We start from the raw sequence: 21,027 nt of genomic DNA, 5'->3' as shown, positions 1-21,027 counted from the left end.
GGGTGGATGCCGAACCGGTAACGTCCGGGCTCGTGCCCGAACCCACCACCGACCGCTCCGACGAGGTGCTCGTCCAGATCACCGAGGGTGTGGCGCGGGTGACGCTGAACCGGCCGGAGCGACGCAACGCGCTGTCCTGGACGATGGTCTCCAGGCTGCGGCAGGTGCTCGCTGAGCTGGCCGCCGACCGCACGGTGCGAGTCGTCGTGCTCACCGGTGCCGGCGACAAGGCGTTCTGTGCCGGTGCTGACCTGACCGGCATGGCCGCCGGTGCGAGCCACCTCGACCTGCACGACAGCCGGGGGGAGCTGGCCGCCGTGTTCCGCCAGCTCTGGCACCTGGGCAAGCCGACGATCGCCCGGGTGCGGGGCTACGCGCTGGCGGGGGGCATGGGTCTGGCCCTGGCGTGCGACCTGGTCGTCGCGGCCGACGACGCGCATTTCGGTACCCCCGAGATCGACGTGGGGTTGTGGCCGTTCATGATCACTGTGCCGCTGGTGCGCTCCATGCCGCCCAAGAAGGCGCTCGAGTTGATGATGACCGGTCGCCGGGTGAGCGCCGAGGAAGCCGAGCGCATCGGGTTCGTCACCAGGGTGGTGCCGGTCGACCAGCTCGACGCCACCGTCGACGAGCTCGCAGCCACCCTCGCTGCCAAGCCGCCCGCCGTCATGCGCCTGGGTCGCGAATCGTTCTATGCCGTCTGGGACCAAGCGGCGGACGATGCCCTCCGGCTGCTGCATACCCTCCTCACCGTGACCGCGGGCAGCGAGGACACCGCCGAGGGCCTGGCCGCGTTCGCCGAGAAGCGACCGCCTCGCTGGACGGGCCGATGATCCACTACGACCAGCGCGGTCGCGTCGCGCTCGTCACGATCGACCGGCCCGAGCGGCGCAACGCGCTCGACCAGGACTCGCTCGCCGGGCTGGAGGGCGCACTCGGTCGAGCGACCGAGGCGGCATCGCGCGCGCTGGTGTTGACCGGGGCCGGTGGCCACTTCTGCAGCGGTGCCGACCTCTCCGGCGTCGAGGACACCGAGTTCGTGCAGGCCCTCAATCGGGTGCTGGCGGGCTTGCGTGACGCGCCGTTCCCGACCATCGCCGCGGTCGAGGGTTTCGCGCTCGGGGCCGGCACCCAGCTGGCGGTGGCGTGCGACCTGCGCGTCGCCACCCCCGACGCCCGGTTCGGCGTTCCAGCGGCGAAGCTCGGCCTGATGGTCGATTGGTGGACGGTGCAGCGAGCGGCGTCGATGTGCGGGCAGGGCGCGGCGAGAGCCATGTTCCTCACCACCGAGCAGCTCGCCGGCGAGCGGGCCTTCGGGCTCGGACTGGTACAGCGACTGGGAGGTCTCGACGACGCACTGGGCTGGGCCGGGGAGATCGCCGCCCTGGCGCCACTCACGGTGCAAGGGCTGAAGCTCGGCCTCAATCTCACCGAACCGGTATCGCCCGCGCCGGATGCCTACGTGGATGCGTTCCGCCGAGCCTGGTCGAGTGAGGACCTGCAGGAGGGGCTCGCGGCGTTCCGGGAGCGCCGCAAGCCGGAGTTCCGGGGGCGATGAGCAGCGCCGAGCCATCCGCGCGGTGACGTCGGAGCCGGGATGGCTGGAACGGGTGCGCGAGGGGTGCGCGTCCGTGGCCGCGAAGGCCCGTCTCGTGTCCATCGACGACGCGGCCCTCGACCGCTTCGCCGAGCGGCTGGCGTCGTCCGCGGAGGGGGCCGCCGGTGACGGGTCCTCGTTGCGGATGGGTGATGCCGGGGCCACGGTCGCCTTCGTGCTCACCTTCGACGCGGTCAACTTCGGCTCTGGCTGGCACCCCCATCTGGTCAAGGTGCCGGGTCGTTCCGGGTCGGTCACGATCATGACCCGCCTGCACGAGCGCTTCCGGGCGGCGGGCCCGTTCACCGCCCGGGAGTTGCAGGCCCTGACACCGAGGGACTGCGCGTCGGTGTTCGGCCAACCGTTCGCCCCGCCCGTCGACGCGCTCATGACCTTGTTCTCGAGGGCACTCGGCGACCTGGGCGCGTTGCTGGTGACCGAGTACGACGGCTCGTACACCTCGCTCGTCGAGGCCGCTGGCGGAAGCGCCGAGAGGATGGTCGAGATGCTGCTGGCCATGCCCCTGTTCCGGGATGTCGCCACGTATCGGGGGCGGGAGGTGCCGTTCCTCAAGCGGGCCCAGATCGTCGCGGCAGACCTGGCCCGGGCCTTCGACGGGGAGGGGTGGGGCTCGTTCGCCGATCTCGACCGGTTGACGATCTTCGCGGACAACCTGGTGCCGCACGTGCTGCGGCTCGAAGGGGTCCTGGTGTTCGATCCGGACCTGGTGCGCTCGATCGAGGCGGGTGAGCTGATCCGGGCCGGCAGCGAGGCGGAGGTCGAGATCCGTGCGGTGGCGGTGGAAGCGGCGGAGCGACTGGTGGCGAGGGTGCAGGCCCGGGGCCCCCGACTGCCTGCCTGGGAGCTGGATCACCTGCTGTGGCAGATGGGCCAGGACCGCCGCTACAAGGCCGTACCTCGCCACCGGGCTCGCAGCCCCTACTACTGACGGCGGGCTGCCAGGGTCGGTCGCGCTGAGCCCGTGGGGCGACGGTCTTGGCCGGGGCTAGCGGTGGGAGAGCTGCGGGTACAGCCGGTCCTCGACCACCTGGACGACGCGCTCGGCGATCCGGCCGGCGAGGATCACCGGCCCGAGCGCCGCCTGCGCGGCCGGCCTGACCGCCATGCGCCGAGGCGCGGGTTTCGATGGTGAGGGTCTGCCCAGGCGGGTGTCCCGGCGACCGCGCTTGCGCCTGGGGCTCGGAGCCCTCCGAGTGGTCGTGGCTCTGGCTCGGGCCCGCGGATCGGGTGATGCCGAGGCGTTCGGCGGACGCGTCGGGATCGGGCTTGTCCTGCTCGTGCTCGTCGTGGTGCCCGGCCCGGTTGCTCTCGGGGATCGGTGGCCGCTCGCCGGTCTACCTGGCGGAGCCTTGCACGGTGCCGACCAGCCGGTTGCCGTTGAGGTCGTACACGTAGCACCCGATCTTCTGGGTGCCGCGCCGCCAGTTGGTCGAGTCGGGGAGCTGGTAGCCGATCTCGAGATCCGAGAGCTCGTACTGCTTGCCGACGTACCCTTCGAACCGCCGGGGACACTCCTGTTTGGCGAAGGTCTCGAGGGCTTTCTCGCCCGGGAACGTGTCGTCGCTCGCTGGATAGTCGAGCACGGCGTACACCTCGTTGCGGTGGGGGAGCGAGCAGTCCAGCTTCAACACGATGTCGGTCTGCCCGCTGGTCGACGCCGACCGCTCGATCTTGCGGCGATCGAAGCAGTCACCCACCTGCGGCACGTACACGAAGATCTGCTGGCCGGCGTCGAGAGGAGCCTCGGTCGTCGTGGTGGTCGGTGCCGCCTCGGTGGTGGTCGTGGTGACCACCTCGTTGCTGCTGCCGCCTGAGCACCCGACCATGCCCAGCGCTGCGACCAGCAGGCACACTCGAACCAGCACGGCGGAGCATCGGCGCGCGGTCATCGTCGGGCGGTCTCGTCAGTAGGCGGCGGGCAAGAGATGGTTGATGTGACCGAAGGCCTCGAACAGGGCGAACGCGAACAGCGGGAGGCACACCGCGTAGGCCGGCCACTTCCACGCCCGCCTCCACCGCCCGGCGAGCCAGGCCGAAAACCAGATCCCGATGGCCAGGAGCGACCACAGAGCGGCCGGCACCCGGGCCGCGGCGTTCCCGCCGGCGAGGTCGTCGGCCGGCAGCTCGGACAGGTCCTCGGCTGGCGGCAGCGGGGTCGGCGGAGCCGGGTTCGACACCAGCTTGGCCTCCACGACGATGCGCTGGGCGGCGCTGTACTTCGGATGGCAGGCCATGAGGGTCAGCCGGTTGTCGCCCTTGTCGTCGAGGATCTCGGTCTGGCGGGGACCGACGATGTAGTGGGCCTTGGGCGGCTCGCCCTCCGCTGAGGGTTGTGCCATCACCTCGTAGGTGAACTTGCCTTGCAGGGTCTCCACGAAGATCAGGTCGCCCGGTCGGAGCTCATCGAGCCGGTTGAAGGGCGCCTTGAAGGTGGTGCGGTGACCGGCCAGCGCCGCGTTGCCGGGCTGGCCGGGCAGCGGCGTCTGCGGGAAGTGGCCCGGACCGTCCTGGAGCCAGCGCAGGTCGACGCCCTCCACGATGAAGAAGTCCGCTCCGATGGCGGGGATGGAGATGGACCCGATCGGCTCGCCCGGTGCGGGCGCCGGGAAGTCCGGCGACGCAGTGGCAGGCGGGGTCGTGGACGTCGGGCTGTGAGCCCCCGTGGTGTCGGCGGTGGCGGGCGCGGGCAGCGGGCCGAGCTCCGCCTGCTGGGCCCGGAAGCGCTTCTCCAGATCACTCTGGGCGCGAGCGGTGTGCACGCCGGTGCCCCAGAGCTGGAACGCGACGAACAGCAGGATCAGCACGCCGGCTCGGATCATCATCCGCCCGGTGAAGCCCACGATCCGCGCCAGACGCACCTGCGCACCCTAACCAACGGCATCCCGGCGCTCGCCGCGAGGGGCCCCGGCCACACCGCCGGCCACCGCGGTCACCTTGGTCGGCGCCCCTCGCCACCGGTACCCTCGAATGGATCGTCATGGAGACCGTCGTCCACCTCCGTGCCGCGGTCGCCCTGCTCGGCCGCTTCCCCGCGCTCGCCGGTGTCGATCTCGACGTCCGTCGCGGCGAAGTCGTCCTCCTGAACGGCCCGAACGGTGCTGGCAAGACCAGCCTGTTACGGGCCTGCGCCGGGCTGCTACCCATCGTGTCGGGGGAGGCCGTCGTGCTGGGCCACGACCTGCGGGCCGATCGCCGGGCCGTGCGACGGCGGGTGGGGTTGCTCGGTCACGCCACCGGCCTCTACGACGAGCTGACGGTCGCCGACAACGTCCGGTTCTGGGCCCGGGCGGCGCGCGCCGCCCCGGCCGACGCCGACGCGGCGATGGCCGCTCTGGGGCTCGACGGCCGCTTGCGCGACGTGGCGGTGTCCAGACTCTCTGCCGGTCAGCGCCGGCGCACGTCGCTGGCGGTGCTGGTGGCCCGCCGCCCGGAGCTGTGGCTGCTGGACGAGCCCCACGCCGGGCTGGACCACGAGGCCCGCGACCTGGTCGACGGTCTCGTTCGTGACGCGGCCCGTGCCGGGGCGACGATCGTGGTGGCCTCGCACGAGCACGACCGGGCGGCGGCCCTCGCCGGTCGTCAGGTCACGATCGCCGGGGGGACGGTGCAGGGCGAGCCGGAGGTGGCTCGTGTTCCGTGACGCGGTGCTGGTCGCGGCCAAGGACCTCCGGATCGAGGCCCGCTCTCGTGTCGCGCTCAACCAGATCGTGCCCTTCGCGTTGGTGGTGCTCGTGCTGTTCGGCTTCGCGCTCGACCCCGACCGGGGGATCCTCCACCAGGCGACGCCAGGCCTGTACTGGGTGACCGTGCTCTTCACCGGTCTGCTGGCGGTGCAGCGGGCGTTCGCAGTCGAGGCGTCCGATCGGGTCGTCGACGGCTTGCGGCTCTCGGGGCTGGACCCTGGCGGCATCTACCTGGGGAAGGTGGCGGCGGTGGGCTTGGAGCTGGTGGTGCTCGAGGCGCTGCTGCTCGCTGGGGTCGCCGTCTTCTACGGCACCCCGCTTGGAGGGTGGCCCCTGCTGGTCGTGACCATCCTGGTCGCGACCGCTGGCATCGCGGCCGCCGGTACGCTCTACGGCGTCCTCGCGGTCGGCGTGCGGGTGCGTGAGACCCTGCTCCCGCTCCTGCTGCTTCCCGTGTTGGCGCCGGTGCTCATCGCATCGACCAGGGCGTTCGAGGCTGCGCTCGACGGCACCCCGGGTGAGGGGTGGCGGTGGGTCGGCCTGCTCGCCGTGTTCTCGCTCGTGTACCTGGCGGCCGGGATCTTCGGATTCGGCTCGCTCCTGGAGGAATCGTGACGGTCCAGGTCGCAGACACCACCGCCCCGGTGCCGGGACGGGACGGCGAGGGTCCGGAGGGCACCGGCTCCGCAGGGAGCCGGGTGCTGGGCGCGATCGCGCTGGCCGCGGTGGCGCTCCTGGTGGTGCTGGCTTTCGTGGCCACCGAGGGCGACGTGGAGCTCGGCGACACCGTGCGGTTGCTCTATCTCCACGTGCCGGTGGTGATCGCGGCCTACCTGTCCATCCTCCTCACCACCGTCGGCTCGGTGATGGTGCTCTGGAAGCGCTCGCACTGGTGGGACCTGGTCGCCAGCTCCTCGGCCGAGATCGCCACGCTGTTCACGGCGCTCACCTTGTTCACCGGTTCCGTCTGGGGGGCGACGACCTGGGGCACGTGGTGGGAGTGGGATCCGCGGCTCACCTCCACCGCGATGTTGTTCCTGCTGCTCCTCGGTTACCTCGCGGTCCGCCGTACCACCCTCGATCAGGGTGCACGAGCCAGACGGTCGGCCATCGTGGGTCTCCTCCTGCTGCCCAACGTGCTGTTGGTCAACCGCTCGGTCGAGTGGTGGCGGTCGCTTCACCAGGGTCCGACCCTCTTCCGGCCGGACCCCACCATCGAGGGACTGCAGCTGTTCACCCTCGTCTTCGGCATCGCGACCAGCATCGTTCTCATGGTCTGGCTGCTGTTGCACCGGTTCCGGCTGGCCTGGCTGCAGGACCGGCTGGAGGCTCGTGGCTTGGAGGACGCGTTGGCGGCGCGTCGAGCGGAGGCCGGCTGATGAGCCAGTGGGGTTACGTGTTGCTGGGTTGGTCCGTGAGCATCGCGGCGTTGGTCTGCTACGCGGCGCTGATCATCGTGCGTGGTCGCGCGCTGAGCCGCCGCTTGCCCCCCGAGGATCGCCGATGGATGTGACGCCCCGCACCGCACCCGACCTCGACCTCAGGCCGCGGGAGGCGGCACCGCCGCGCGCCCGGCGGTGGTGGGCGTTCCTGGTGGTCCTCGCGGTGCTCGGCGGTCTGGCCTTCGTGGCCAGCAAGGCCTTGTCCGACGCGTCGCTGTTCTTCTACAACGCGGACGAGGCGGTGGCGAAGAAGAGCGAGCTCGGGACCGACCGCTTCCGCATGCAGGGCACGGTCGAGTCGGGCACCGTCGTCGACACCGGCGACGGTGTGGATTTCGTGGTGACCTTCAACGGGGTGGAGGTACCCGTGTCGCACCGCGGTGATCCGCCGCAGCTCTTCCGCCCGGGCATGCCGGTGGTTCTCGAGGGTCGTTGGGACCCGACGGGCCAGTTCTTCTCCAGCGATCGGATGCTCGTGAAGCACGACGAGACCTACGAGGAGAACCACCGCGATCGGATCACCGCCGCCGAAGAGGGTGGCCAGGAGCCGCCGCGCTCGACGACGGCGACCGCTGCTCCATGAACCGGGCCATCGGCATCGCCGGGGTGATGCTCGGATTCAGCGCGTCGGTGCTGGCCGTGGCCACCCTCGCCGTGGGCCTGGTCCGTCGCCGGCGTGACCTGCTGTGGATGGCGGCTCCCTACGCGGTGTTCGTCCTGATCGGTGCTCTACTCGCCGTGGGTGCGATGGAGCGGGCGCTCATCACCCGGGACTTCACCGTGCAGTACGTCGCGGACAACGGGAGCACCCGGACCCCGGCGCTGTTCAACGTGGCGACCCTGTGGGCTGCGCTCGAAGGGTCGATCATTCTCTGGGCGGCCGTGCTCGCCGGTTACACCACCCTGGTGGCGGTGAAGTTCCGCAAGCGGCTGACCGACCCCCTGGTCGGCTGGGCGATGCTCACCCTTTTCGCGGTCTGCATCTTCTTCTTCTTCATGCTGCTCGGGCCGGCCAATCCCTTCCGCTCGTTCGACCCGCCACCCGGCTACGACGGCCCGGGCCCCAACCCCTTGCTGCAGAACCACCCGCTGATGGCCTTCCACCCGCCGATGCTGTACCTCGGCTACGTCGGCTTCACCGTGCCGTTCGCGTTCGCCGTCGCCGCGCTGGTGACCGGGCGGGTGGGGGAGGGCTGGTTGCTCGCCACCCGGCGGTGGACACTGTTCGCCTGGGGGTTCCTCACCGTCGGGATCGTCCTCGGCGCCTGGTGGAGTTACGAGGTGCTCGGGTGGGGTGGCTACTGGGCGTGGGACCCGGTGGAGAACGCCTCGTTCCTCCCGTGGCTCACGGGCACCGCCTACCTGCACTCGGTGATGGTCCAGGAGCGGCGCGGCATGTTGCGGGTGTGGAACCTCTCGTTGCTGTGCGCCACGTTCGCGCTCACCATCCTCGGGACGTTCATCACCCGCTCAGGCGTGCTCGACTCGGTCCATGCGTTCACCGCGGGCTCGGTGGGCCCGGCCATCCTCGCCTTCTTCACCCTCATCGTCGTGGTCACCATCGGCTTGATCGCCTGGCGTGGTGACCGCCTGCGGGCCCCGGGACGCATCGACTCCCCGCTGTCGCGTGAAGGTGCGTTCCTGGCCAACAACGTGCTGTTCGCCGCCTTCGCCTTCGTGGTGCTGCTCGGGACGGTGTTCCCGCTCCTCGTGGAGGCCCTGAACGACAGCCGGATGTCGGTCGGCTCGCCCTACTTCAACCGGATGACCATGCCACTGGGGCTGACGTTGCTGTTTCTGATGGGAGTGGCGCCGGTGCTGCCGTGGCGCAAGGCCAGCGGTGAGCTGCTCCGTCACCGCCTGCTGTGGCCGGCTTGGATCGGCACCGGCACCGTCGTGACGGCGGTCCTGCTCGGTGCGTCCGGGCTGGTGACCCTGGTGGCCTTCGGCCTTGCCGGCTTCGCCGCCGGATCCGCGCTGCGGCAACTCGTCATCGCTACCCGCCGGCAGGGTTGGCGAGGGCTGATTGGCCGAGCCAACGGCGGGATGGTGGTGCATCTCGGCGTGATCGTGATCGCGGTGGCGTTCGCGGCCAGCCAGAGCTACGTCCGCCAAGCCGAGTTCACGCTCGCCGAGGGGGAGTCGGCCACCTTCGCGGGCCACACGTTGACCTACGTGGGGCGCAACGTGAAGCACGAGTCGGCCAAGACGGTCACCCAGGCCCTGATCAGGATCGACGGCACCGGTCCCTGGGCCCCCGCCCTGAACCGCTTCGCCTTCGGCAGCCAGGTGATCGGTACCCCCTCCGTTCGGAGCACCCTGGTCGACGACGTCGCCCTCACCCTGCTCGCTCTCCCCGAGGAAGAGGGTGCGCCGGCCACGATCCGGGTGACGATCCAGCCCCTCGTCATCTGGCTCTGGATCGGCGGTGGCCTCATGGCCCTGGGGACGATCCTGGCGGCGTTCCCCGGCCGTCGCCGCAACCCCATTGATCCGGTGTCCGCGCCGGTGCCCGTCGCGCCCCGGCGCGAGCTCGTGGAGGTGTCGTGACCGAGCCGCTGCTGGCGAGCCGCCGGCATACGGCCCGGTGGGTCGCGCTCACCGTCGGCGTGGCGCTCATCGCCTTCGTCGTGGTGCTCGCCACTCGCCCGAGTGCGGACGCCCGCGGGGTGTCGAGCGCGCTGGTCGGCAAGCCCGTGCCCCGGGTGAGCGGCACCACGCTCAGCGGTGAGACCTTCGACATCGACCAGTACCGAGGCCGGTGGGTGGTCGTGAACTTCTTCGCCACCTGGTGCGTGCCGTGCCAGGTCGAGCATCCCGAGTTGGTCGAGTTCACCGATCGCCATCGGGTCGACGGCCGGGTGCAGGTGGTGAGCGTCGCATTCCAGGACGACCCGGCGGTGATCCGGCGGTTCTTCGCCGAGCGGGGTGGTGACTGGCCGGTGGTGGTGGGCGACACCGGCCCCACCGCGCTGGCGTTCGGGGTCACCGGCGTCCCGGAGTCCTACGTGGTGAGCCCCGACGGGATCGTGGTGGCCAAGTTCCTCGGCGTGACCGCCGACCAGCTCGATTCGGTCATGGGCTTGGGCGCATCTGCCGGTTCCGTGAGTGGGGACGGTGGAGGTTGAGCCCCTCGGGCCGATCCTGGTTGCCCTGGCTGGCCATGGCCTCGGTGCTCGTGGTGGCGCTCGCGGTGGGCGCGACCCGCACCCGGGAGCCGGACACGCTCCAGGACCGGGTGACCGCGATCGCCAAGACCGTGAAATGCCCCACCTGCCGGGGGGAATCCGTTGCCGACTCGAACGCCCCCATCTCCAAGGAGATCCGCCGGGACATCGCCGCCCGGCTCGAGCAGGGGCAGTCGCCCGGGGAGATCCGGGCCGCGTACGTGACCCAGTGGGGCGACGAGATCCTGCTCACCCCGAGCGGCCGCGGCGTTTCCGGTCTCGTGTGGGCCATACCGGTGGTCGCGGTGGTGCTCGCCGGGGCCGGCCTGGTGGTGGTGTTTCGCCGATGGCGCTCGTCGAGTCCTCCGCAGGTGTCCGAAGACGATCGGAAGCTGGTCGAGCAGGCGCTCTCAGCTCGCGCGGGACCGGAGGAGCAGCCGTGAGCACCACGAGCCCCCTCCGTGGGACCCGGGCACGACGCGCCGCGCTCGCCCGATCAGGCCCGGATGGCGACCGGTCGGCGTCAGCCGAGGCGAGCGAGAGAGCGGTCGTCCGGCTGGACCCGGACCTGCTGGCCGCGCTGGAGGAAGAGCGCGAGTTCCTGCTCCGCTCACTCGACGACCTGGAGCGCGAGCACGCGGCGGGCGACGTCGATGATCAGGACTACGTGGCGTTGCGAGACGACTACACGGCACGGGCGGCGGCAGCGATCCGGGCGATCGACGAGCACATGGCTGCGCTGGGCGCGGCTCGTCCCCGGCGCTCGCCGCTGCGAGCGGTCGCTCTCGTCGCGGTGGTCGTGCTGTTCGCGGTCGGGGCCGGCTGGGCGGTGATGGCCAGCTCGGGTGAGCGCGGCCCCGGTGACCAGCTCACCGGCGACGTGCGCCAGAGCAGCATCGACGAGCTGGCCCGGGCGAACCAGCACGTGGCGGAGGCACAGGCCTCGCTCCAGGCGGGTGACACCGCCGCCGCGGTGGAGTCCTACAAGGCGGCGATCGATGCCTACGACCGGACGCTGGAGCTGCAACCCTCGAACGTCGAGGCGATGACCTACCGGGGCTGGCTGCTGCACAACCTGGCGCTCCAGGCGGCGGGCACCGCGCCCGCGACGGAGCTCGACGCATCGGCTCGGTCCTGGCTCGACCGGGCGATCGCGACCGATCCCCGCTATCCCGACGCCCGCATCTTCCGGGCGATCCTCCTGGAACGCGATGGCCGTGCCGCCGAGGCGCTCGCCGATCTGGAGGTCGTCGACCCCAGCAAGCTGCCCCCGCAGATGACTCAGCTGGTGCAGTCGCTGCGCACCCGGCTCGCGGCCGCTCAGCCTGGCGGCTCGTAGCGGCCTGCCACCGGTCGGCCACCGTCGACGTCGATCACCCACATCGAGCCCTTCTGGCTGATGAGGGGGCCACCGGCTCGCATGCCCCGGGCGACGAGGCGGCTCAGCATCTTCGGGATCAGGTCACCGTGGCTGCACAGCACCCCGTCGAGTGGGGCCAGCTCCAGCAGAAGCGACACCGCCTCATCGGGCTCGGCCCCTTCGAGGAGCGCGGTGCAGCGATGCACCTCGGTGCCGGTCAGCGCGGCCAGGGGCTCGACGGTCTCCACGCATCGCCGTGCCGGGCTCGATACGATCGGCCCGGTCCGCTGCCGCCGGAGCAGTTCGGTGAGGTGCTCGGTCTGGGCGCGTCCCGTGGCGGAGAGAGGCCGCTGCAGGTCATCGCCGTGCCACGAGCAGCGTGATCCGGCGTGCGCGTGGCGGACGAGGTACGCGGGCACGGCGGCACGATAGCGCTCGGGTGGGTGTACGACGTTCACGAGCTGGTGGCGGGTCACCACTACGATGTCGTCGTCATGAGCGCTGGGCCCGACGGTGACCTCTCTGTCGATGTCCTCGTCGTCGGTGCGGGCATCCAGGGTCTGTACGTGGCCCGTTCGTTGCAGCGGAGCTACTCCGTGTGCGTGCTGTCGGACCCGGCCGTCACCTCGGAGACCCTCGACGCTGTCGGCTACGTCTCGGCGGGCTACGAGGGCAACGACGCGGCGCGGATGCAACCCGCGCGCCGGGCCGCGGGGTACTGGCGGCTGTGGGCGGAGTCCAACGGCGTGCCCGCCGGCTACGCGCCGGCCCACTTCGCCGTGCCCGCCTCGGAGGCCTTGAGCCGACCGCGCCTGTGGGTCGACGCAACCCTGCAGCACACCCGACTCGACGGCCTGCCCGAGCCGTTCGCCGGCGGCAGCCTGGAGGGCGATCCCGTGTACGCCCTCGGCGACGACGTGGTGCTCAACCCGGGCGAGGTGCTCGCCAGGCTCCGCGACGGTCTCGAGCCCTCGTGCCTCCACGGTTCGATCGTGCGGTTCGTGCTCGCCGGCGACGCGGCGATCGATCACGTCCAGGTCGAGGTCGGCGAGGACATGGTGACCATCGCCCCTCGCTACGTCGTGCTGGCTGCCGGCGTCGGGAACGCGGCGCTGCTCGGCATGCTCGGCAAGCGGTTCCGTGACACCTCCAGCCGGCGTGATCGGCTGGAGACCGCTCGCACCTCCCAGGCGGTGCGGCGAGCGACGGTGGTGTGCGCCCGTGGCGACGACCTGCCACTGGTCTCGGGTTGGTTCGGCGGGCTGTGCATCGCGGCCCAGCCGCTCCACGGCGGCGGGGTCTCGTGGTTGATCTCCGCGCCGATCGACGACGACCAGACCCTGCTCGGACCCGACGACACCCGCTTCGAGCCGGCCGTGCCGTCGCCGGTGGTGGCGGGCACGGTCGAGCGCCTGTTCGCGATGGCGCCAATGTTCGAACACCGAGCCGGTGAGCTGCAGTGGGCGGCCTACACCGGGCGGCGGGTGCAGCACCCGTCACTCGCCGGGTCGGCGGCGGCCCAGGTCGCCACCCCCGTGCCGGCGAAGCTCGAGACGTTCGGGCTGGAGGCGTTCCTGGCGCTGTGGCCGTCACACCTGGGCTACTCGATGATCCTCGGGGATGTGGCGGCGGAGCGGATCGCCGACGCGCTCGGTCCCGCTCACCATGGACCATCGAGGGCGATCGCCGAGCTCGCCGCTCCTGCGGCGGCGCTGCGTTCCCGCTGGGATCGCGACGACTTCCCCTGGAGCGACTGGTCGGACTTCTCGGCGACCCACGGCATCAAGTGACGGATCAGGGATCAGGCCCGCAGCGCCCGCAACGAGGTGATCACCTCCGGTAGCGCACCGAGTAGGGCTTCGATGTCGCCGTTGGTGGTGTCCCAGCCCACCGAGATCCGCAGCGAGCGATGGGCGTCGACCCCCATCGCTTCGAGCACCGGTGAGGGCTCGAGGGCCTCCGACGAGCATGCGCTCCCGGAATGGGCGGCGATCCCCGCACGGTCCAGGCCGAGCAGGACGGCCTGGGGCTCGATCCCGTCGATGCCGAGGCACACGAGGTGCGGAGCCCGCTGGTCGGGGTCGCCGTAGACGTGCACCCCGTCGAGCTCGGCGACCGCGGCGAGCACCCGGTCGGTGTGGCGCCGGGCGATCGACGCTTCTTCCTCCAGGCGTGCCGGTGTCAGGCGGGCGCAGGTGGCACCGAAACCCACGATGGCGGGGACGTTCTCGAAGCCCGCCCGCCGGGCTCGCTCCTGGTCCCCGCCGACCAGCAGTCGCCGGAGCCGTAGGCCCCGGCGGATCAGGAGCGCCCCGATCCCCGGGGGTCCCCCGAACTTGTGCGCGCTGACCGACACCAGATCGGCACCGAGCTCGCCGAACGCCAGGGGGAGCCGACCTGCGGCCTGCGCCGCATCGATGTGGACCAGCACCCCCCGCTCACGGCAGGCCTGCACCACCTCCCGCACCGGTTGCACCGTGCCGACCTCGTGGTTCACCCACTGCAGGTTGACCAGCGAGGTGTCTGGCCTGATGGCGGCCGCCACGGCATCGGGGTCCACCCGGCCGGTGCGGTCTACCCCGACGACGGTGACCTGCCCCCCGTGGACGGCGGCGGCCTCCCGCACTGCTGAGTGCTCGACCGCGGGCACCACCATGTGCCCACCCCGCTCGGCCGCGCCCCAGATCGCAGTGACGATCGATTCGGTGGCGCCGCTGGTGAAGACCACCTCCCTCGACCGGGCGCCGAGCATGGTGGCCACGTGCTCGCGCGCCTGCTCGATGGCCACCCGGGACGCGAGGCCCTCGGCGTGGATGCGGCTGGGGTCGCCGTGCGCGGTGCCGAGCCAGTCGATCATGGCCGCCGCCGCCTCGGGGCGCAGTGGTGAGGTGGAGGCGTGGTCGAGGTAGTGCCGACCCACCGCCGCGCTCCGTCAAGCCTCGACGGTGGTGACGCACACGTCGTCGCCGAGCGCGATCGTCGTGTCGAGCTCAGCCGTGGCGTCGCCGTACAGCTCCGCCAGCATGCCCTTCACCAGACCCCGGTCGACCGCGCAGATCACCGGGTTCTCCCGGACGGCGTCGCCGAACGGGCAGTGCTCGGAGACGATCCGCAGCTCGTGGTTGCGCTTCTCGGCGTGGGCCGCGAAGCCGTGCGCGGTGAGCGCGTCGGCGACGGCGTGCATGGCGGCCTGGAAGGACCGTTGGTGATCGGCATCGCCCATCGACCTGGCCATCAGGCGCCCGTATTCCAGGCCCACGTCCTCGGCCATGGCCGCAGCGGTGTCGGGTGGGAGGAGCGCCAGCGCCCGGCCGAGGAGCATGACCAGCAGGTCGTCGTGGCGGACCGGGATCGCCAGGTCGACCTCAGTGGCAGTGACCCGGTACCGCTTGGAGGGCCGCCCGGCACCGCTGCGACCGGTGCGTTCCACGGCGACCTCGAGGTAACCGCCACCGGTGAGCTTGTCGAGGTGGTGGCGGGCCACGTTGGGGTGCAGGTCGAAGTGATCGGCCACCTCCGCCGCGGTCACGCCTCCGGGGTTGGAGCGAGCGTAGAGATAGATCTCCCGGCGGGTGGGATCACCGAACGCGGCGGCGATGGCGGTGACCGCGGACGAGAAGTCGGTGGCCGTGAGTGGCGGCGTTCCCACGCCGGTATTCTACCTACCGCCATAGGGGAAATTCCCGCGGAGGCCAGCCATGTCCGTCACCGAAGCCGAGGTCATCGAGGCGCTGCGCCCGGTCGAGGACCCGGAGTTGCATCGCAGCATCGTGGAGCTCGACATGGTGCGCGACGTGCGGGTGGAGGGCGACCGGGTGGAGGTGCTGGTGGCGCTCACCGTCGCGGGCTGCCCGCTGCGAAACGAGATCCGGAACCGGGTCGGCGCCGCACTGGCGGATCTCGACGGCGTGGAGGAGGTGAAGCTGGAGTTCACGGTGATGACCGATGAGGAGCGGGCGCGGTTGCGTGAGCGGCTCCACGGCGATCCCGCCGCGACGGCCGGGAGCCGTCCCGCACACGGTCATGCCGAGGGCCGTGCCATCCCCTTCGCCGACCCGTCCTCCCGCAGCCGGGTGCTGCTGGTGGCGTCGGGCAAAGGCGGTGTGGGGAAGTCCTCGGTCACCACCAATTTGGCCGTGGCCATGGCCGGGCGAGGCCGGTCGGTGGCCGTGGTCGACGCAGATGTCTGGGGCTTCTCGATCCCCCGTATGCTCGGCGTCGACCGCCCGCCGGTGGTCATCGACCAGATGCTGGTCCCGCCGGAGCGCTACGGCGTGCGCTGCATCTCGATGGGGTTCTTCGTGGAGGAGGACCAGCCGGTGATTTGGCGCGGCCCGATGCTCCACAAGGCGCTCGAGCAGTTCCTCACCGACGTCTACTGGGACGACCCGGAGTTCCTCATCATCGACCTCCCGCCGGGAACGGGTGACATCGCCATCTCCCTGGCCCAGTTCCTCCCCCGGGCGGAGGTGTACGTGGTCACCACACCGCAGCCAGCGGCACAGCGGGTGGCCCAGCGGGTGGCCTTCATGGCCGAGAAGGTCAACCTCGACGTGAAGGGCGTGATCGAGAACATGTCGTGGTTCACGGGCGACGACGGCACCCGGTACGAGCTGTTCGGAGCGGGCGGGGGTGCGGAGCTCGCGCAGCGACTGGAGGTCCCGCTGCTGGGGCAGGTGCCGCTCGTGCCCCTGCTGCGCGAGGGAGCCGATGCCGGCCGACCCGTCGTGGTCTCCGACCCCGATGGCGAGGCGGCGCAGGCCTTCGCCTCGATCGCCGAGCGGATCGAGGTGGAGCTCGCCCCGACCCGGCGGACCCACCCGGAGCTAAAGCTGATCTGACCCCCGGCGGTCGGGCCTGCGGCGCGACCGTTCGGTGGCGAGCAAGGCGGGTCGTGGTCACGATAGGCACGCCGACCGGCTGACCCGTACGATGGCCGCGTCGGTCGACGTGGCGGGCTGCCCGTCGCAGGATGGAGGTGAGCACGCAGGTGGACGTTCGCATCGGTGTCCTACACACGATGAAGGAGATCGAGGTCGAACTGGCTTCGGACGCCGATCCCGCGCAGGTGCGCGCCGACATCGACCACGCGCTCGCCGATCACGCTCGGGTGCTGTGGCTCACCGACCGGCACGGCAAGCAGGTCGGTGTGCCCTCGGAGCGCATCGCGTGGATCGAGATCAGCAGCGCCGAGACCAAGAGCCGCATCGGCTTCGGCGCGGCCTGACCGGAAACGGCAGGCGCTCCGATGCCGGGTGAGGTCGAGCTGCTCGACCGGCGGCTCCTGTTCGTCACCGGGAAGGGTGGTGTCGGCAAGACGAGCATCGCCGCCGCGATCGGGTTGCTGGCCTCGACCCGGGGCAAGCGCACCCTGGTGTGCGAGGTCGACGCCAAGGGCAACCTTGCCGACTTCTTCGAGGCCTCCCCGAACCGCTTCGAACCGCAGGAGCTGGCGCCAGGCCTGTACGCCATGGCCATGAACACGGAGGAGGCGCTCAAGGAGTACCTCCGGCTGCAGCTCAAAGTGCCGCTGCTCGCCCGCATCGGTCCCCTGGCCCGCAGCCTCGACTTCGTGGCCAACGCCGCCCCAGGGGTCAAGGAGATCCTCACCGTCGGCAAGCTGTGCTGGGAGGTGCGGGAGCGCCACTACGACCTCGTCGTGGTCGACGCGCCGGCGACCGGGCACGTCGTCGCCCAGCTCGCCGCGCCGCAGGCGATCAACGAGCTGGTCAAGGTGGGCCGGGTGCGGGACCAGACCCGCTGGATGGTCGACCTGCTCGCCGATCCGGCGATCACCGGGGCGGTGGTCGTGGCCACTCCCGAGGAGATGCCGGTGACCGAGACCCTGGAGCTCGTCGAGCGGATCCGCACCGAGACGTCCGTCGATCTCGCCGGTGTCGTCATGAACAAGGTGCTGCCGGAGCTGTTCGGTCGGGGTGAGGAGGAGATCTTCCGCGCCCTGCGCGAGCCGGAGCGGGTGGCGGCGCTCGAGGCCGCGGTGGGTGGCCCCGTCGAGCCCGTGCTCGCCGGGGCCGAGCTGGCGGTGACGCTGCGGCGGACCCGCGCCGAGCACATCACCCGGTTGCGCTCCGAGCTGCCCGGGGGCGTGCCCTTGTACTACGTGCCGTACCTGTTCACCCGGACCCACGGGGTGCGGGCCACCCACAACGTCGCCGACGCGCTCGGCGCGGAGCTGGGGTACTGATGGCCCGGATGGCGAGCCGATCTCCCGGCGATCGGGCGGGGACCCTCGAGCAGTTGCTCGCCTCCCGGGAGATCGTCGTGACCTGCGGATCGGGTGGGGTGGGCAAGACCACCACCGCCGCGGCTCTCGGGGCGATGGCCGCGACCCACATCGGAGGCAAGGTGCTGGTCCTCACGGTCGATCCGGCCAAGCGCCTGGCCAACGCGCTGGGCCTCGAACGGTTCGGCAACGTCGAGAGGCCGGTCCCCCAGGAGCTGCTGACCGAAGCGGGGGTGGCCCCCCGGGGCGAGCTGTGGGCGGCGATGCTCGACACCAAGGAGTCCTGGGACTCGCTGGTGCGCACCCATGCCCCCGACCCGCAGACCCGAGACGCCATCCTGGCCAACCCCCTCTACCAGAACATCACCGGCAAGTTCGTGCAGAGCCACGACTACATCGCCATGGAGCGGCTGTACGAGATCCACTCCTCGGGTCGCTACGACCTCATCGTCATCGACACCCCTCCCACCCGCAACGCCATCGACTTCCTCGAAGCTCCCGAGCGGATGGCGGACTTCTTCAGCAGCCGTCTCCTGCGCTGGCTCATCACCCCGTACCGCTCACGCCTGATCAATGCGGCATCCCGGCCCTTCTACACCATCGCCGACCGCATCCTGGGCTCGCAGTTCCTGGAGGACATCGCCGAGTTCTTCATCCTCTTCCAGACGATGTACGACGGCTTCGTGGAGCGGGCCGAGGCGGTCACCCGCACCCTCGCCGATCGGCGCACCACCTTCGTGGTGGTCAGCACCCTGGAGGAGGCGCCGGTGCGGGAGGCCGAGTTCTTCATCCAGGCCCTCGACAGCCGCGCGCTGCACCTCGGCGCGTTGGTGCTCAACAAGGTGCTTCCCTCATACCTGCTCGACGACGCGGCGATGGCGTCGGCCGAGACCCTGTGCCGCAAGGCTGGGCCCATCGCTGCGGAGCTGGCCGACGGGCTCGGCGACGCAGCTGACGTGGAGCGGGTGCTGCGCGAGATCGGGGAGAGCTTCGTCAACTACCGGATCGTCGCCAGCCGGGAGGCGGAGCAGCGGAAGGAGCTGGGTCGGGTGCCGGAGATCGTGGCGTCGGCCCCGTACTTCGACCAGGACATCTTCGACATCGTGGGCCTGACGCGGCTTGGTGAGGCCATCTGGCGCTGAGTCGCTGGAGGAGTAGGATGCGTCCATGCCGTCGTTCCGGCGACGCCCGCGGACCGGGAAGTCGGGATCGACCCGACCCGAGTCGTCCGCGCCCCTCACGGACGAAGCGGTCGTCGACCTGCGCGATCCGCTCCCGCCCGGCAACCTGGAGTGGGGGTTGCCCACGCTCTGCCCCCGGTGTGAAGCGTGGGGTTACATCGACCGGCTGGATCTCGTCCAGCGGGTGATGCAGCTGCACTGCCCCACCTGCCTGTTCCGCTGGGAGATCAGCGAAGCCCAGATCGAGGCGGTGAAGGCAGCCCGGGCCGGCACCGAGCCGGCGGATCCCGGCGCCTGATCGCCGCCACCTGCGGCAGACTGGCTGGCCTATGGCCAGCCTCGCGGAGCTCGCCCGGTTCCACACGTCGCTCACCGCCGCCGACATCGATCACCTGCAGCGGCTGGTCGCGTCCTGGGGGCTGCTCGCCGATCTCTGCTTCGCCGACCTGATGCTCTTCGCGGAGGTCGAGCACGTGCCGGGTGCCGAAGGGCGGGGGCTGATCGTGCTGGGGCAGATCCGGCCCACCACCGGCCAGACCCTCTACCGCAGCGACTGGGTCGGTCGCACGCTCAGCGCCGCGGAGCGACCCCTCGTGTCGCGCTGCTTCGAGTTGGACGCCATCATCGACGGTGAGGTGACCAGCGAAGCGTCTCGGGAGCCGGTGCGCGAGCTGTGCATCCCGGTACGCCACCACGGCCGCACCGTGGGCGTGGTGACCCGGGAGTCGGCGCCGACCATCGGCCGCCAACCGGGCGAGCTCGAGCGGACGTACGTGGAGGTCTTCAATCGCTTCGCGCGCATGATCGCTGCCGGTGATTTCCCCTTCGCCGGCGAGACGGGGCCCACGGAGGAAGCCCCGCGGGTGGGTGACGGGGTGATCCTCCTCGACCAGACCATGCGGGTGGCGTACGCGTCGCCGAACGCGGTGTCCGCCCTCCACCGGATCGGGGTCCACGCCAACACCGAAGGGATGCGGCTGGGCGAGCTGGGACTGCAGGAGATGGCCATCCGCACCGCCTTCGGCAAGCGGGTCCCGGCCACCGAGGAGATCGAGCGGGGTCCCGAGATCACCGTCCTGCTCCGTTGCATCCCTCTGATCGAGCAGGGGGTGACCACCGGGGCGCTGATCCTGCTGCGTGACATCTCGGAGCTGCGCCGGCGCGATCGCCTGCTGCTGTCGAAGGACGCCACCATCCGGGAGATCCACCACCGGGTGAAGAACAACCTGCAGACGATCTCCTCCCTGCTGCGGCTGCAGGGCAGGCGGCTCGCCTCGCCGGAGGCGAAGGCCGCGGTGGAGGAGTCGGTCCGGCGTATCCGGTCGATCGCGCTGGTGCACGAGACGCTCTCCCACGAGGGGGGCGACGACGTGCCCTTCATCGAGATCGTGCGGCCGCTGGTGCGCATGGTCGAGGAGGGTCTGGTCTCTCCCGAGCATCCCCTGACCTTCGTGGTGCACGGCGACGCGGGCAAGCTGCCTGCCACCATGGCCACACCGCTCGCCGTGGTGCTCACCGAGGCGCTCCAGAACGTGGTCGACCACGCCTACCCGCCCGGGCTCGACGAGGCCGGGGGCAAGGTGATCGTCGACCTGTCCAACGACGGGGCGATGCTGCGGGTGCAGGTGATCGACGACGGGGTGGGGCTGCCTGAGGGGTTCTCGCTGGAGACCAGCACCGGCCTGGGGCTGTCGATCGTCCGGACCTTGGTGACCACCGAGCTGGGCGGGACGATTGAGCTCTACCGGGCCGACGGCCAGGTCGGCCGGCCGGGCACCGTGGTCGACATCAAGGTTCCGCTGTCGACCGGATCCCCGGACGCGCAACGGCCTCCCGGGGAGGGAGGCCGTTGAGGTTCGAGATGGGGGTCGGTCGGTCTCAGGATGCCCGGCGCTTGGCAGCGAGCCACTGCCGGCGGAGCTTGCGGCGCTCCTCCTCCGAGGTGCCACCCCAGATGCCGGAGTCCTGGTTCGTGGTCAGCGCGAACTCCAGGCAGGGCTGGCGGGCTTCGCACTCAAGGCAGACGGCCTTGGCGGCCTCGATCTGCTCGATGGCAGGCCCGGTGGTGCCGACGGGGAAGAAGAGGTCGGGATCAGTGTCCCGACAGGCTGCCAGCGCGCGCCAGTCATCCGAGGCCACGGACAACGCGAGCGAGCGAGAAGCGGTGAGGGCCACGGTGCCTCCACGTCATCGGGCTTCGCGACGGGTGCTCTGCGCGGTGCTGGAGACACCAATCGTGAAGCTGTTCACATGCCACCGCGTTGTGAGGGAAACGGCGTGTGGCTGGGACATCGGCAACCTACAGAGTTCAGAACTCCGTTTCAAGGGGTTG

Annotated in this window: 25 protein-coding genes; 19 read left to right on the top strand and 6 right to left on the bottom strand. The window is 71.0% G+C overall.

What is annotated here, in order from left to right:
- The first annotated feature begins 32 nt into the window (after positions 1-32).
- The 3 genes from HZF19_RS02615 to HZF19_RS02605 all read left to right on the top strand — a co-directional run bounded on the left by HZF19_RS02615 (position 33) and on the right by HZF19_RS02605 (position 2,546).
- Positions 33-833, top strand: a complete 801-nt coding sequence (locus HZF19_RS02615; protein WP_208027185.1) for an enoyl-CoA hydratase/isomerase family protein — start codon at positions 33-35, stop codon at positions 831-833.
- On the top strand, positions 830-1,558 hold the full coding sequence (locus HZF19_RS02610; protein WP_208027184.1) for an enoyl-CoA hydratase: 729 nt from the start codon (positions 830-832) through the stop codon (positions 1,556-1,558). The genes HZF19_RS02615 and HZF19_RS02610 overlap by 4 nt, the downstream gene beginning before the upstream one ends.
- A 73-nt stretch (positions 1,559-1,631) precedes the next feature.
- Positions 1,632-2,546: a queuosine salvage family protein gene (locus HZF19_RS02605; protein WP_208027183.1), complete on the top strand. Its 915-nt coding sequence runs from the start codon at positions 1,632-1,634 to the stop codon at positions 2,544-2,546.
- A 406-nt stretch (positions 2,547-2,952) separates the two neighbouring features.
- Here the strand turns inward: HZF19_RS02605 and HZF19_RS02600 are convergent, their stop codons facing one another.
- Positions 2,953-3,507, bottom strand: coding sequence for a septum formation family protein (locus tag HZF19_RS02600; RefSeq protein WP_208027182.1), 555 nt, complete (start codon positions 3,505-3,507; stop codon positions 2,953-2,955).
- 15 nt (positions 3,508-3,522) lie between these two features.
- Positions 3,523-4,476: a class E sortase gene (locus HZF19_RS02595; protein WP_208027181.1), complete on the bottom strand. Its 954-nt coding sequence runs from the start codon at positions 4,474-4,476 to the stop codon at positions 3,523-3,525.
- A gap of 119 nt (positions 4,477-4,595) precedes the next feature.
- Between HZF19_RS02595 and ccmA the strand changes: the two genes are divergently transcribed.
- Genes ccmA through HZF19_RS02555 form a run of 9 tightly spaced genes read left to right on the top strand, consistent with a single transcriptional unit; the run spans position 4,596 to position 11,249 of the window.
- Positions 4,596-5,258 (top strand): heme ABC exporter ATP-binding protein CcmA, encoded by a 663-nt coding sequence (gene ccmA, locus HZF19_RS02590; RefSeq protein WP_208027180.1) that lies wholly within the window; start codon positions 4,596-4,598, stop codon positions 5,256-5,258.
- The gene (locus tag HZF19_RS02585) at positions 5,248-5,916 is read left to right on the top strand and encodes a heme exporter protein CcmB (protein ID WP_208027179.1); all 669 of its coding nucleotides are present in this window, start codon (positions 5,248-5,250) and stop codon (positions 5,914-5,916) included. Before ccmA ends, HZF19_RS02585 begins: the two co-directional genes overlap by 11 nt.
- Positions 5,913-6,680, top strand: a complete 768-nt coding sequence (gene ccsA / locus HZF19_RS02580; protein WP_208027178.1) for a cytochrome c biogenesis protein CcsA — start codon at positions 5,913-5,915, stop codon at positions 6,678-6,680. The genes HZF19_RS02585 and ccsA overlap by 4 nt, the downstream gene beginning before the upstream one ends.
- Positions 6,680-6,814, top strand: coding sequence for a hypothetical protein (locus HZF19_RS16730; protein WP_268962713.1), 135 nt, complete (start codon positions 6,680-6,682; stop codon positions 6,812-6,814). The genes ccsA and HZF19_RS16730 overlap by 1 nt, the downstream gene beginning before the upstream one ends.
- Positions 6,805-7,326, top strand: a complete 522-nt coding sequence (locus tag HZF19_RS02575) for a cytochrome c maturation protein CcmE (RefSeq protein ID WP_208027177.1) — start codon at positions 6,805-6,807, stop codon at positions 7,324-7,326. Before HZF19_RS16730 ends, HZF19_RS02575 begins: the two co-directional genes overlap by 10 nt.
- Positions 7,323-9,293 (top strand): heme lyase CcmF/NrfE family subunit, encoded by a 1,971-nt coding sequence (locus HZF19_RS02570; protein WP_208027176.1) that lies wholly within the window; start codon positions 7,323-7,325, stop codon positions 9,291-9,293. The genes HZF19_RS02575 and HZF19_RS02570 overlap by 4 nt, the downstream gene beginning before the upstream one ends.
- Positions 9,290-9,871, top strand: a complete 582-nt coding sequence (locus HZF19_RS02565; RefSeq protein ID WP_208027175.1) for a redoxin family protein — start codon at positions 9,290-9,292, stop codon at positions 9,869-9,871. The genes HZF19_RS02570 and HZF19_RS02565 overlap by 4 nt, the downstream gene beginning before the upstream one ends.
- A gap of 35 nt (positions 9,872-9,906) precedes the next feature.
- Positions 9,907-10,353 (top strand): cytochrome c-type biogenesis protein, encoded by a 447-nt coding sequence (locus tag HZF19_RS02560; RefSeq protein ID WP_208027174.1) that lies wholly within the window; start codon positions 9,907-9,909, stop codon positions 10,351-10,353.
- Positions 10,350-11,249 carry a hypothetical protein gene (locus HZF19_RS02555; RefSeq protein ID WP_208027173.1) on the top strand — a complete coding sequence of 300 codons (900 nt, stop codon included), beginning with the start codon at positions 10,350-10,352 and terminating at the stop codon, positions 11,247-11,249. The genes HZF19_RS02560 and HZF19_RS02555 overlap by 4 nt, the downstream gene beginning before the upstream one ends.
- Here the strand turns inward: HZF19_RS02555 and HZF19_RS02550 are convergent.
- A complete protein-coding gene (locus tag HZF19_RS02550; RefSeq protein WP_208027172.1) occupies positions 11,231-11,689 on the bottom strand; it encodes a SixA phosphatase family protein in 459 nt (152 codons plus the stop codon). The two genes, HZF19_RS02555 and HZF19_RS02550, sit on opposite strands and share 19 nt — an antisense overlap.
- Positions 11,690-11,764: 75 nt before the next feature.
- Here HZF19_RS02550 and HZF19_RS02545 point away from each other — a divergent pair, with 75 nt between their 5' ends.
- The gene (locus tag HZF19_RS02545) at positions 11,765-13,060 is read left to right on the top strand and encodes an FAD-dependent oxidoreductase (protein WP_208027171.1); all 1,296 of its coding nucleotides are present in this window, start codon (positions 11,765-11,767) and stop codon (positions 13,058-13,060) included.
- A gap of 11 nt (positions 13,061-13,071) precedes the next feature.
- Here the strand turns inward: HZF19_RS02545 and HZF19_RS02540 are convergent, their stop codons facing one another.
- Positions 13,072-14,190 carry a cysteine desulfurase family protein gene (locus HZF19_RS02540; RefSeq protein ID WP_208027170.1) on the bottom strand — a complete coding sequence of 373 codons (1,119 nt, stop codon included), beginning with the start codon at positions 14,188-14,190 and terminating at the stop codon, positions 13,072-13,074.
- Positions 14,191-14,202: 12 nt separating this feature from the next.
- Positions 14,203-14,919, bottom strand: coding sequence for a helix-turn-helix transcriptional regulator (locus tag HZF19_RS17055; RefSeq protein WP_208027169.1), 717 nt, complete (start codon positions 14,917-14,919; stop codon positions 14,203-14,205).
- 49 nt (positions 14,920-14,968) lie between these two features.
- Here HZF19_RS17055 and HZF19_RS02530 point away from each other — a divergent pair, with 49 nt between their 5' ends.
- From HZF19_RS02530 to HZF19_RS02505, 6 genes are all read left to right on the top strand, one after another.
- Positions 14,969-16,111 carry an Mrp/NBP35 family ATP-binding protein gene (locus HZF19_RS02530; RefSeq protein ID WP_208027168.1) on the top strand — a complete coding sequence of 381 codons (1,143 nt, stop codon included), beginning with the start codon at positions 14,969-14,971 and terminating at the stop codon, positions 16,109-16,111.
- A 137-nt stretch (positions 16,112-16,248) separates the two neighbouring features.
- Complete coding sequence (locus tag HZF19_RS02525; RefSeq protein WP_208027167.1) at positions 16,249-16,497, top strand: DUF3107 domain-containing protein; 249 nt, start codon at positions 16,249-16,251, stop codon at positions 16,495-16,497.
- A 21-nt stretch (positions 16,498-16,518) separates the two neighbouring features.
- Positions 16,519-17,475, top strand: a complete 957-nt coding sequence (locus tag HZF19_RS02520) for an ArsA family ATPase (RefSeq protein WP_208027166.1) — start codon at positions 16,519-16,521, stop codon at positions 17,473-17,475.
- 8 nt (positions 17,476-17,483) lie between these two features.
- The gene (locus HZF19_RS02515; RefSeq protein WP_208027165.1) at positions 17,484-18,656 is read left to right on the top strand and encodes an ArsA family ATPase; all 1,173 of its coding nucleotides are present in this window, start codon (positions 17,484-17,486) and stop codon (positions 18,654-18,656) included.
- A 25-nt stretch (positions 18,657-18,681) separates the two neighbouring features.
- A complete protein-coding gene (locus tag HZF19_RS02510; RefSeq protein WP_208027164.1) occupies positions 18,682-18,993 on the top strand; it encodes a hypothetical protein in 312 nt (103 codons plus the stop codon).
- Positions 18,994-19,024: 31 nt separating this feature from the next.
- Positions 19,025-20,548 carry a sensor histidine kinase gene (locus tag HZF19_RS02505; protein ID WP_208027163.1) on the top strand — a complete coding sequence of 508 codons (1,524 nt, stop codon included), beginning with the start codon at positions 19,025-19,027 and terminating at the stop codon, positions 20,546-20,548.
- Positions 20,549-20,573: 25 nt separating this feature from the next.
- Here HZF19_RS02505 and HZF19_RS02500 read toward each other — a convergent pair whose 3' ends face one another.
- A complete protein-coding gene (locus HZF19_RS02500) occupies positions 20,574-20,870 on the bottom strand; it encodes a WhiB family transcriptional regulator (protein WP_208027162.1) in 297 nt (98 codons plus the stop codon).
- Positions 20,871-21,027 lie beyond the last annotated feature (157 nt).

The sequence above is a fragment of the Rhabdothermincola sediminis genome (assembly GCF_014805525.1).
GTDB classification, from domain to species: domain Bacteria; phylum Actinomycetota; class Acidimicrobiia; order Acidimicrobiales; family Acidimicrobilacustridaceae; genus Rhabdothermincola; species Rhabdothermincola sediminis.
Note: the sequence above shows the minus strand (reverse complement) of the source record. Positions and strands in the feature narration are given on the sequence as shown.